The sequence below is a fragment of the candidate division KSB1 bacterium genome (assembly GCA_034521575.1).
Lineage (GTDB): Bacteria > Zhuqueibacterota > Zhuqueibacteria > Residuimicrobiales > Krinioviventaceae > JAXHMJ01.
In genome coordinates this window covers 1800965-1813784 of the sequence record JAXHMJ010000005.1, presented here as the reverse complement: position 1 = coordinate 1813784, position 12820 = coordinate 1800965, and the positions used below count along the sequence as shown (strand labels likewise).

11 protein-coding genes and 1 pseudogene are annotated in these 12820 nt (G+C 42.7%); all 12 read right to left on the bottom strand.

The window, feature by feature from the left end; all coding sequences use genetic code 11:
- Positions 1-5: 5 nt before the first annotated feature.
- Entirely contained in the window at positions 6-1586 is a 1581-nt protein-coding gene (locus tag U5R06_21140; protein MDZ7725249.1) for a glycosyltransferase family 39 protein, read from the bottom strand.
- Between the two features lie 8 nt (positions 1587-1594).
- Positions 1595-2911, bottom strand: a complete 1317-nt coding sequence (locus tag U5R06_21135) for an arylsulfotransferase family protein (GenBank protein ID MDZ7725248.1) — start codon at positions 2909-2911, stop codon at positions 1595-1597.
- Between the two features lie 135 nt (positions 2912-3046).
- Positions 3047-5122 (bottom strand): hypothetical protein, encoded by a 2076-nt coding sequence (locus tag U5R06_21130; GenBank protein ID MDZ7725247.1) that lies wholly within the window; start codon positions 5120-5122, stop codon positions 3047-3049.
- A gap of 7 nt (positions 5123-5129) precedes the next feature.
- Positions 5130-5822, bottom strand: a complete 693-nt coding sequence (locus tag U5R06_21125) for a class I SAM-dependent methyltransferase (GenBank protein ID MDZ7725246.1) — start codon at positions 5820-5822, stop codon at positions 5130-5132.
- Positions 5823-6019: 197 nt separating this feature from the next.
- Entirely contained in the window at positions 6020-6538 is a 519-nt protein-coding gene (locus U5R06_21120; protein ID MDZ7725245.1) for a polysaccharide biosynthesis C-terminal domain-containing protein, read from the bottom strand.
- A 12-nt stretch (positions 6539-6550) separates the two neighbouring features.
- A pseudogene (locus tag U5R06_21115) lies at positions 6551-7445 on the bottom strand (oligosaccharide flippase family protein).
- Positions 7420-8757, bottom strand: a complete 1338-nt coding sequence (locus U5R06_21110) for an O-antigen ligase family protein (protein ID MDZ7725244.1) — start codon at positions 8755-8757, stop codon at positions 7420-7422. Before U5R06_21110 ends, U5R06_21115 begins: the two are co-directional and overlap by 26 nt.
- 21 nt (positions 8758-8778) lie before the next feature.
- Positions 8779-9933: an EpsG family protein gene (locus tag U5R06_21105; protein ID MDZ7725243.1), complete on the bottom strand. Its 1155-nt coding sequence runs from the start codon at positions 9931-9933 to the stop codon at positions 8779-8781.
- Positions 9934-9970: 37 nt separating this feature from the next.
- Positions 9971-10204, bottom strand: coding sequence for a hypothetical protein (locus U5R06_21100; GenBank protein MDZ7725242.1), 234 nt, complete (start codon positions 10202-10204; stop codon positions 9971-9973).
- Between the two features lie 8 nt (positions 10205-10212).
- Positions 10213-11697 (bottom strand): glycosyltransferase family 39 protein, encoded by a 1485-nt coding sequence (locus tag U5R06_21095; GenBank protein ID MDZ7725241.1) that lies wholly within the window; start codon positions 11695-11697, stop codon positions 10213-10215.
- Positions 11684-12067 (bottom strand): DUF2304 domain-containing protein, encoded by a 384-nt coding sequence (locus U5R06_21090; GenBank protein ID MDZ7725240.1) that lies wholly within the window; start codon positions 12065-12067, stop codon positions 11684-11686. The genes U5R06_21095 and U5R06_21090 overlap by 14 nt, the downstream gene beginning before the upstream one ends.
- A complete protein-coding gene (locus U5R06_21085; protein ID MDZ7725239.1) occupies positions 12064-12807 on the bottom strand; it encodes a glycosyltransferase family 2 protein in 744 nt (247 codons plus the stop codon). The genes U5R06_21090 and U5R06_21085 overlap by 4 nt, the downstream gene beginning before the upstream one ends.
- Between the last annotated feature and the right edge of the window lie 13 nt (positions 12808-12820).

Below are 12820 nucleotides of genomic sequence, written 5' to 3'. Positions count from 1 at the left end.
TTGTTCTAAAAGTTGTTCAGGTGCAAAGTTTTCTCAGTCACTTTGAAGATTTGCACCGGCCTGCCTTGTTTATCAAAGGTTTTCAAGTGTTGAAATTTATTAAAAATGTGCTGATATTGATCATGTTCACGTTTGTACTGTTCCGGGTTTTTAAAGAATCGAGAATACATCATATCGCTGACAATGATATAATCGACATTTTCTTCCAGATACCAGTCAATATCTTGGTTTATAATGCGTTTTAATCCTGTTATATTGTATTTTTCAGGGGAAATAAAAGGAGAATAACTTTCCAGTACGATTTTGGAGTTTTCAGGAATATTCGCATTGATCCACTCGCGCGCAAGATCGTGATTGGGGCTGTAATAATAATTTTTACTCACGTACACGGCAGCATTGGTATGATGATAGAGCGGGAGTATCAACAATAAAAGTCCGATCCATCCGGCAGAGGTCTGCAACCTTGAATTTTTTGACGAGATCAGATCGGATATAAATCCCACTGCCAGAATGAAAATAAACGGCACAATCAGGAAAATGGTTCTTTCATTTCTCACCAGTATACGAGCGACCATGATGAAATAAACAACAGGAAATGATGCAAAGATAATCAGCCTGGGTGTAAAGTTCCACAAGCCTTTGATAATTTGCAACAGTGCCAAAGACAGGATGATGATGCCCACATATTTGTAGAGATAACTTGCATACCATTGCAGGGTGTTGCCTTGCATGCCGATATGTCCAACTTTTGAATAATGCATCATCTCAAAATAAAAATCGTGGATAAATGTATTGAAATCGAGTAGAGCGAACGGAGAGGTTAGAATGAATCCAAGCCCTGTCGCGGCTATGGCGATATAGATATTGATATTTTTTAGAGCCTTCTTTTTTTCAAGGATCAGATGTGCAATGAGGATAGGGAGTAATATGAGCCCCCCGTTGTACTTGACTGATATGGCAAGTCCGGCAGACAGACCGGCAAGGATATAGTTCTTTCGGGATGGGGTTTCGAATAAACACAGGGTATAATACGCTGTAAGCAGGAGAAAAAACAGTAAAAAAGTATCAGGAGCAATGACTTTATCCAAATAAAGATTGCTTCTGAACAGCGCCAGGAATAAAGCGGGCAGCAGGGCAAAGTACCGGTTCCGCAGCATTTTGGTGCCGATCAAAAAGACAAAAAAGATTGATAAAACTCCGAAAAAAACTGTGATACTCCGATCAAAAATAATCAGCGATGGAGTTTGTGCTTTGCTGACTCCCATGGTAAGATTGATAATTCCCATAATGTCCCCGGGTGAATCGAATGCTCCCGCTATTTTCCCAGTGTAATAGAAAGGGATGTATGCCAGGGTGCGGAGATAAAAAAACAGGGAGGGATATTTAAAAAAGTGCGGGTTCAAATCACCGGTTTGAAAGATGGTTCGGCTGATCTCGACATAAATGGGTTCGTCCGGATGCTGAAGATAAGGGAGCTGGGCATCAATCCCGTAAAATCGAAAGAATGCGCCAGCTCCGAGTATCAGCAGTAAGAGAAAGAATTGACTCTTTTTATGTTTTGAGCTTAATGTGTTCGGGTCGATCATAAACGCGATTATTCATTCAAAAATGTCAAATAGCCTTCAGGCAGGCGTGTGCCTTGCATGATTTCCGCTACCATATTCTCATTCCATTTGGATGTATGCCAATCCCAGACCAATTCTCCAGCTAAAGTGACTTCAAATACTCTGCCTGCCTGGCATTCCGTAATGATCATGTTTCCGTTGGGGAGATGTTGATGCTTACCGCCGCGGTTGGTATAGAAATATTGATCTTCTTTATGACCATAAATCGGGGTAATCGATTTGGTAACCGGATCGATTTTAAGAATTTCGCTGCCGCCCAGGACAGATTCGGAATTTTTTCTGGACAATCCGTTGTTGAAAACGGTAATTGTTCCATCCGGGTGAAAATCAGGGTCATGTTGAGCCACAAACGGGTGTGTGAACGACCATTTTATTTTTTCTGTTTTTCCATCAATGACCATAACGGAGTTGATATATCGCATCGAAATAAGAATATCCCCGGTATCAAACAATTCAAAATTTTCGGCCATATCGGAACTCAATACCTCGACATTATTGAGATGGGTGACGTCGTCTGTATTATAGACCCAGTCAAAGAACAACAGTCCATAATAATTGCATTCATACAGGGCTTTTAATATCGAAATTTCCCGCTCAATTTCGCCGTCAGGGGAAACTTTGACAATCATATCTTCTGTAAAATTGGGGTTCAAATGCGGATACTCTGGAACGCGTTCTTCACGCCATTTTGCGCCACAAACCCACAGGCTTTTGTTTTCGTCTTCGAATACAGAGTGGTGGGTTCGATATGGCAGCTTCCATATGATATTGCCATCCCAGTCCATTCTTACGAGTGTCAGATATTCAAAATTAAAAACAATATCTCCGTTGGGATATATATGAGCGCCATGAATCATAGTTCTGCGTTTTTTATTATGCAGGCCGGCAGTATGGTCGGTATGGGGAGATTTTGGCCAGATTTTGGCGGGATCCAGCTTCCATTCATTCACAATATTACCTTGCATATCCACGAGACGTATACCGTAATGCCACTCTTCATCGTCGGGATTCCATGCACCTGAAATGAGAGTGATACCGGGGTAAACCTTATCCTGTTTGTTGACGAGAACACCATTTTTTTCAGGATATCGCGCAGGATTGAGGTTGTGAATTGTTGTACTGTCCTGCCACAACGTTTTGGCCGTGTACCATGCTTTCTGGAAATAAGGGTAAGGAAACCATTCAAAGCTGGCAAACACCAGTCCGCAAATGAATGCAAATATCATCAAAGATACAACAAAAAAGAAAAAAGAGAGCTTGCCGCTATTTTGTTTTGTGTTTGCCATTATTCTGTTCCCGCTCATAATTTTGAGTTATACTGGATTGGGCTGTTTAATGTTATGTAAGAATCGAGTTTTATCAATATCAGGCATTTAAAAAGGGACCTAAAGGTAAATATTTTTTTAAAAAATCGCTAATATTTATTCATGTATTATTCTGATATTCGACGGCGGCTCTGGAGCCGTTGTGTCAGGTGTGGCGTTTTCACCCAGATATTTGAACCGAACCGCATCGGCAATGACCCATCCGTCTGTTGAATTGTTGATTTGTACGTATGCGCTTTGCCCTTTGGGCAGGTAAACATATCCCAATTGATTCCACTGACCATAGTTTTTAGTTTGGTCAATGACACCCTGAATGATTTTGTTTGATTCCACGACGATTTCAAATGGAACGTTTGAGGCTTCGTTATAGGAATGCGGCTCATCTCCATGCCAGCCATGCCACTCACTGATCTCATAATACCCTTCCACTCCGATTGTCGGGCGCCAGGTTGCTGAGGCCTCACCATCGCCGGCCGAAACGGCGTGATAGCCATAAGCTTCATCAAATTCCCCGATTGACTGGCCTCCGCCGAATTGGGAATAGTAGGGATTGTTTTTGTCCCATTCATAATAGCCCGCGGTAATATAACGGCCCCAATTGCCCGTGAGCTCAACGGGTTCACTTCCGGGAGATGTACTGTGGTGGTAAAAATTATCGACGATTATATCAGAGACAGAGGTTGTCGGCGTCGTGAACATGATAATACCGTCACCACGCAGATCATCACCATAGTCATGTCCATAGAGTTCGATGGGTTGATCAAAGATTTCACCATTATTGGTTTCCGGATCCTGACCGCCTTTGAGTCGATAATAGGTGCCGTCCAGATCAGACGGTGATAGGGTTTGATTCATTCCCGTCGGATTACAGACAGCGACACCTTTATCAAAGTAGCGAACCCAGAGCCCATTGGCCTGTACAAAGGGGTCGGATGTTCCGTATCCCAAATCGGTTTCAAATTCGTCATACCACAGCATGATATAATAAAAATCACCAAACGTCATGCCGTAATAACAGTCAAACAACAGGGCCGTTGTCAATCCGAAACGCATTTTATTGAACCGGTCTTTGCCGTCATGCGACCATTTTTCGGGGATATAGTCTTCTATGAACATCAGAGAAGGACGGTTTTTTTCTCTGTTTGCATTCATCCACTGCAGGCAATCGTTTTTTAAAAGAGTCCAGGATGACCAGCGTAAAAATCCTTCATAAAGGTGACCGTTCAACTGATCAAAGAAAAACGGGCAAGGACCGCCTGCATTGCCGAACTGCAGATTAGGGAGATCAGGTGTCAGTTGCTCCATAAGTTCACTTTCGCGTTCAAACCATAATTCTATATATTCTCTCCTGTGAGGATCAATGGAATATCGGCTGGCCGCATAGGGATTGCTGCCCATTTCGATAAAATCATCAATGCCGTTCAGGTTCATATCCATTGTTATACTGGTGATGGGGAGCCTGGGTGATAATGCATCATGCGACACGCCGTCATAGAGTTCGCTTTCCCAGTCAAATTCCCGTAAAAGTATTTCTTCTGCCAAATAGTCCCAAACATGTTTTCCGTCCACGGCGGGCGACCATTGGCTAAAATTGGGAATAACTCCGGGGCCGGCAACACGGATAGGACTGAGTACTGAATCTCCGACGCTGACGGTGTGTTCAAGAGAATAAAAACCTCCATCGTTGGTGATAAAGATTGTATCATTGGATGTGCCGGTTACATTGACCACGTCGTTATTAATCACCGCATACACAAAACGAATATCATTGACGCCCTGACCGATTCCCTGAGTGCTGTCCACCACGATGAATCCCTGGTTGGATTGCGCTTCTTCCTGAACATAGCCGCGGTAGCTGCGATAGAGATAATATTGAGGGGGATCATAAAACCACAGACCGTTCACCCCGCCTCCGATCAGGATTTGATCCGGATTCAAAGACCGGTAGCGGGTGGCTTTATATGTGCCATCGCGGTCTTCGGTTCCTGCCGTAAACAACAGGTCATATTTTGATTGTATCTGATAACGCGTTCCAATCGAGTATTGGGGCCAGTGTTTTCCGCCCATACTGTAACTGGCTATGCGTGGAAACGGCGGATTGAGTCTGTCCTGAGCTGATACCTGGATGAATAACAACAATACTAATCCGATTATAAGCATTTTAAACTTCATAACAACCTCACTGAATTTTCCAAAAAGTGTGCAGACTGCTTTCAGGCCATATTTTTACAAGCGGTGATGACACCGGTTCAAATAATTTTGAAATCAAGCGAGCCAGTTTGCGAGGCATTTTAGGGTGCCAGACCCAGGGACACAAACCGATCACCACTTCTTTATCATAGCCGAACCGTTGAAAAGATCGAAAACCGGCTTTTCTAAAGATGGTTTTTATACGGCCCGGCGTCATAAAATGCTCCAATTCTTCAGGTTCCCAGAAATCAAAAGGTGCCCATGTCTGCTTTTCATAGCGCCCGGAGTATTCGTTCAGGTATTTTACAAATCCTGAAATATTCGCATAATTGGGAACAGATAATATAAACGAACCATTCGGTTTGAGAACACGTCTGATCTCTCGGGCGGCCATGAACTGATCGGGGAAATGCTCGAAACTGTCCATACAAATTGCAATATCCATAATTGCGTTTTGAATCGGAAGATGCAAGGCATTGGCCCGGGAATAATGGTGTTTATCATCAGTAAGAATATGAAAGGACGGCCATTGATTCAAGTCGAGTCCTGTATAATGCTGATGATTATTAAAAAATGCACCCAGCATCCCGCTGCCGCATCCAATGTCGAGAATGCGCTTGTTTGAAAAAGAAATAGCAAGTCGCTGCTGCAGACCCTGGAACAGCGGAGAGTTTAAAGTCATCTGTTCGTCAATGAACGGGGATGTAACAAGTGCTTTTTGACGCTGATAAAATGTTTGTAATTTTTCGATTTTTTGTTCTGAAAGCAATAGTATCAATACCCGGTTTATTTGACAGTGAACACAAGGAATCCCTGCAAAATACAAGCCAGGAAAGGTGTTTATTCGATATTTTATCCTTGTTTTACGGCATGGTAATTTTATTTGTGTAACGATACAATATTCCGGATTAAATGCGTAAAATTAACCGCATTTAACAATTCCAACGCAATGCTGTAAATAATTACCGAAACTACGACAATGATAGCAATGTGCAACGAATAAAATTGTGATATGATAATGAATATACACATTATCAGAGTGCCTGCCGCCAGTTTGAGTAGATATTTCAACCGTGGCAGCAGGGGGACAGATAATTTACGGCGAATCCAGATAAATATCAGTGCAAAAATACAAAATTCAGTCGCAACAGTAGCATAAGAGGCGCCGATAAAGGATAAAACGGGAATCAGGATTAAATTCAATGAGACATTTACCAAAAGTCCGACCCCTTGAAACTGAACAATTTTCTTTTGTTGATCAAGGGCAATATAAAGCGGAACAAAAAATATATTCAGCATTTGAAATACCACTGCAAATGCGAGAATTTGAAAGGCATCTTTGCCGGGAATAAAATCAGTCCCACAAATAAACACAAACAGCGGTTCGTGTAAAATCATGACCGCAGGCACGAGTGGAATAATAAAAATGGCCAGATAGCCGAGACCCTGAGAGAAAAGTGCACCGAGCGACGGGAAATTGTTGTAAAGCCGTGTGAGCTGGGGGAGGAATGCGGTTGCAAGAATAGTGGGAAAGATACTGGTTACGCGGAGTATCTGATAAGCAGCAGAATAGTTACCAACATCCTCAAGGGATGCCATTTTGGACAGCATCAAAATATCGAGATGATTGTAGACCATTGCCAGGAATGCCGAAGCGCCAACATAGGTTGAAACACTTAATAAAACACGCGCATTGTTTTGCTGACAGACGAAAACGGATTTTGAGAAAGTGTCGTGACATGTAAAAATGTGCAAGCAGAAACTGGGCAATACTGGAAATAACAAACGACCAGATGAAAAATTTTACACCAAATCCGAGAAGCAGCAGGGCGATTCCGGTTGAAAAGGAAATAATTTTTTCGGTAGAGACACAGATTGCTTCGTACTGCATCTTTTGAAACCCCTGAAAAACACCAAACGCGCCTCTTGAAAAGGAAGTCAGCACAGCGGAAAACGCATAGACCCCTATTACGTATACACTTGTTGCATTATAGTTCATCAAAAGTAAAAAGACAATTAACAAGGGAATGGTCAGTAATGCGAGAATTCCTTTTGTAGAGAGTACTCTGGCATAAAAAGAAGAGGCAATCCCGGGATGCCTGGATATTTCCCGGGCGGTGATGGTATAAATACCCATATCGGACAAAAGAATAATGATAAATCCAATTGTAGTGGCAAGGGTATATATACCAAATTGTTCGCTTCCCAGGTTGTGGGTTGCCACCGGGACAAGGATAAAAGCGAGCAGTGTTGTAAATATTTTACTTGTACCTATAAAACTAATATTTTTTTGCAAGATTTCCATTTGGCCGCAGCATTTTTCCTGGGATACCCTGATAAGATGTTTTTTTCTTTAGTTTTTTGACTCGCAAAAGGATTTGATGTTCGTGATTTGCGACGATTACAACTGCTAATGTTGCCAATAGTCGCCAGTGTTGGAGCTTCACCGGAACGAGACGATAATCAGGAGCGACAAGAAAGTAAATAAATTGTGACATCATCCCTGTCAGAGTTGCCATACCGATATGATATAATGTTTTATCCTTTGTGTGGATTATCTTGAACCCCCTGTAAAAGAATGTAATATGCAAGATCACAAACAAAGCAATGCCGATGATTCCCTGTTGTGCTGTTATGAGCAAGTAGGTGTTATGCACGATGCGCGTTCCCTGTATTGATGGATCGGCATGAAAACGGTAATTATTAAGTCCGACGCCAAATACCGGATTTTCCCGGATAATTCCAATGGCGTCCCTGGCCATATTCAGTCGGCTGTGTCCACTATCGCCTCTCAGAGATTCTTCAGCACCAGACATACGATTTTGAATAGCATCTCCGTATTTGATATTGATTAGGATGATCCCAACGCTCAAGCTTAAAAGCAGCAGAGAAAGATCCCGTTTGGTCAGTTTTGCTTTATAAAAGTCAATAATAAAAAACAATGCCATGGAAATCGTAAAGGATATCCAGGCGCCTCTTGTGTAAGTGGCATAAAGGGTTCCGATTGAGAATACAGCGATGATCATCCAGAGCCAACGGGGTTTTACTTTGGTAAACAGAGCAAGACGAATTGCCAGCGGGGTTAGTGCTGCTGTGAATGCGCCGAGCGCATTCGCCACGCGGAGTGTACCGGATACCCGCCAACTATAGTTCATTTTAAAAAACGGTATATTGACCGGGCCGATTTGCCATTGCCAGACACCAATAATTGCCTGAATTCCCAGGGAATACATAATCCCTTTGGTGAAATTTATGACATCTTCCCGCGTTTGAATTCGAGTGAGGATGGTTATAAATACCAGTATGGCCCGGGCAAGGTGGACAAATCCAAAGCGGAATGCGGCCGGATCGTAGGAGATAAATTCACCCAGAAACGACCAAAACAGATACAGCAAAGACAGTGTGATGCCAAAGGTGATCATCCATTTTGAGCGGGTATGGACATGCTTGTAGGGTTTGAAGAGCAATAAAGCATAGCACAGAATGTCAACGGGCATGACCACATCAGGGCCGATGAGATTACCGTTTTGAAGACGCCCCAATACCATGGTGAATCCCTGTTCTATTGAAATAGATATACCGAACAGGATGATCAAAGTTTTATGGAAAAGTTTCATTTCGAGTTCAATCTTTATTTGTCACGATACAGTCCGAGCCGGGGGGCCGGATATTGATTTGTTATGAAAAAGGGTGATAAGCAAAGCGGCTGCAGACAACAGTGCTGCAATCACAGTCAAGAGAAGAGATTGTTCAAAGGTTCTCAGATGACCATACACAATGTAGGAATAGCTCATCTGAAGCAGAACCAGTGATATGGCCTTGATCTGTTGCTTGTTTTTCCACAACAGTTCTATATAATTTGCAGCATAGTATAACACTGGAAAATAGATAATCGCCATGACTCGTAAGGTGTCGGTTGCAAAGAATGTTGCGACAAGGGCTGCAAACAAAAAGGAAAAGAATGAAATTTTATTATTCTTTTGGTGTCTTGTGATAAACAAAAAACTGTATATAAGAACGGGGCCGTATGCGGCATAAATCCGCATGCCATGTTTAAAAAGGCCTCCGCTGTACTCCAGAACATAGGTGAACAGGGCGAAAAAAGAGTTTGTATAATTCAGATCACTTGAGACTTTTACTGATATCCAATAGCGCGTCAGGACCCAAAACAGGATCAGAAGCAGGGTGATGAAAATTAATTCGTAATACTTGTATCGATTCCCACCGGTAAAAGATCCATGGAAAATATTGTCAATCCATAGCATGAACAACCCGATCAGCATGGTTTCATGCGATAAAAGCCCCAGAGCCAGAATAAAGAATAATGCAAAAACTGAAATTCTGTACTGTGATAGTAAAATAATCAGCGCCAGCAAAAACAGCATGGGAGCATCCGCCCGGATCCATGTTGTCACATAATATACAAATGCAAACGAACAAAGCCAGAACAAACTGAAAACAAGGCAATGAACAGGTGAATGATTTTTCAGTTGCGAATATTTAACAATTACAAGATTAGTCAGGATCAGAAAAGCGATTGTGACAATGGCAAAATTCACTGTTGCACCAAAGGGGAATAACCTGGCCAAATACGGCACCAGAATACGATATCCGAAAGGAGCTGTCGCCGGGTCGTTGTGATAGACCGCAAGATACTGGACAGCATCACCAAAAACTTTCCACTTTTCTCCTGCCAGAATCCAGAATAGTGTAAATAAACCAGCGCTAAAAAAAGCATACAGGAAAACCAGCGTTTTACGCTTAAAAATTGATATGTTTTTTTTCTCAATCATTTCTGTTATCGGGGGTTTTATGTTGTACACATACTCATCAGGCATGATGCTTTTTTTTAATAGCGTATGTGACCACGCTGTTCAAACCCAGCACTGCCAATAGAATAATGAGCCCGTCAAGTGGAATCCGATACCTGACTTCGGCGTGAAACAGGGCATAGGAAAATGAAATGGTGACAATGGGAATTAGAATCAGGGTTAGGGTTTTTAAAGAATGCCGTAATCTGAATATGCCGATGGGGGCCAGTATGAACAGCGGTGTTAAAAACATGATGGAAATCATATTGTACAATTGTTTGGGGATGTTTTGTTTTTCGATTCTGTATACGGCGGGTGACCAAAACAGTCCACCTCTTTTATAAAGTGTTTTTTGAAAAATTTAATCGGATGTTTCTTTATTAACCGGAAAAGCACCTTTGTGCTGGTTTGCGGATAAATCGGTTTGACGTTGATGCTGTGATCCGGTTTGCCGTTTTTCACAAACCAGGCGTCGGCTTCGTACCAGGGATGCAGCCAGAGCATAACCCCGTCTGTGGTCAGCACAGAGTCTTTTAGATTGGTCCATAGGGCTATGCGCCTTATTTCTCTTGCGGGGATGGTCTCCGGGTATTTCAATTCAATTTTTTCGGGTTGATTCTCAAGTTTAAAGACCGCTGCCGGCTCCCATGTCTGTCCTGATGCGGATGTAACCAGCTTTCCATTGTCCAGGTGAGTTCGCTCCGATAATGCGGCTGGACGCGCCGTATTCAGGCTAAAAACTTGTCCGCTTTCGTCCCACGCCTTTAAGCCATCCAGACGAAATGACGAATCACCGTAAATCAAAAGTCCCAGGTAAGGGGTGCGTGTGTTTTTGATGTTTGTGTAGGGTTCGAGAATCATGAACGAGGAATCGTCGACAAAAAATTCCCAGGAAGAAATGGTGTCATTTTTATTTACTTTGACAGAAAAATGCCGGTTTGTAAACTGCTTTTGCTTTACTGATTCTTTGCGTTCAATCAAGTATTTAATGTCTTGAAAAATATTGGCTTCTGCGAGGCAGGCGCGACCCGGGGCTATAACGCCAAAAACTTTATAGTTGCGGTAGGTCCAGGGAGTGAGAACGATCAGAATGATGATTGCTAACAGGGACACTCTAAACATTTTTACAGTAAAGCGTATATCCCTGGCGAAAAACACCCAAAGCAGGACCAGCGGGATTGAAGGCAAAAGAACGGGACGGGTGGCAATGGTTAATGCATAAAAAAAAGCGGCCAAGGCCAGATGTGAGATTCGGCCTGTCTCCATGTACTGGAGAAAAAAATACACAATCAAAAGTAACAGCAGTGCGAACAACTGTGTTACATACAGCAGACCGGCGATATAAATGAAAAAGGGGAATAGGCTGGCGATCATCAGTGCCCACACTGCCACCCGTTTGGAAAAACGCCGTGCGATTTGATACAGGATAAACAGATAAATCATAGACAAAAGAACATTCATCAAACGCACGGCCAGATAGCTGTGGCCGAAAATCATATAAATGAAAGATAAGTAAATCGGGAACGGTGCTTCCAGGGCATAGTGATCATACTCTCCATAGTAATGTAAACTGGGACCAAATGTCTGTTCAGATAATATGTGCCGGGCGGCAGTATCATAGTGTACTGTATCATAGTAATAATACTGGTCCTCCAGCTGAACCACATAGGCAATGCGAACAATCAATGCCAGAACAAACAGAGAGAATAGAAGAGATTTGGAATTGAATAACTTATTGCGTTTCACGTGAATTTCCTGGTTCGAGTTTTTCCAGCCTTGTTCGTAACAGGGCAACCTGTTGGGATAGCTTTTTGTTCTGCGAATACAATGTTGACAGTTGTATGGAAAAAACGATCAAGACCGCAAAGATAAAGACAAATGCATAAAGTGTCAGAGTATTGGCGCCGGTCCGCACACCGCTGATAAATGTGATAAATTTGAGCACCGGATGAAATACAATGCCGGAAGTGGCGATTATTGTGACGATGATCCAGCCCAGGGCAAAACTGGCCGACATTTTGTTTTTGTACAGCAGCGAGATGATATACGTGATGAAAACAAGGGCGATCAGCGCCACGATGAGCTTTGAACGAAGCGATATATCCAGATATTTCATGTATTCGCCCTCTTTTTTTGCAATGTTCTGATCAAAACAATCAGGATAGTTAGCAGGTTTTTGAACGGATAGAGGAGAGCGGATTTCAGGTTGTGTTGAGATGTGCCCTGCATTCTGGGATTCATTTCAATTGGTACTTCTTCTACCTTGAACCCGGATTTGTTCAACAGGATAAGGATTTCAGCATCCGGATAGTCCTCGGGAAAATGGTTTGATAAAAATCTGATCGCCTTTTTATCAAAGACCCGGAATCCGGAGGTGACATCATGGATGGTGAGATGGGTCAGCAGTTTCACAAGTACAGAAAATAATTTGATGCCCGAGAATCGGAGAAACTCTTTTTTATAGCCGGTTTTCTCGACAAAGCGGGAGCCGATAATGACGTCCGAATTCCTTTTTTCAAATTCCCGGATCAGATAATGGATATCTTCCGGATTATGCTGTCCGTCGGCGTCTACCGTGATCAGGGCGTCACTGTCGTTTTCAAGCGCATAAAGAAATCCGGTGTGCAGTGCGGCGCATACGCCGAGATTAAAGGGATGCGAAACGACGGTTACATGGTTTTCTCTGCTTTTTGCTGCAGTGGCATCCGAGCTTCCGTCATTGACAACCACCATTTCTGCATCGATCTGTTTGGCCCGCAAATCCTGAACAGCTTTGTGAAAACGGGGAAACAATTGTTCCAGGTTGTCAGCTTCATTATAGGCGGGGATTACGATTGTTAGTTTTTTTATCATCATAGTTCGGACAGGC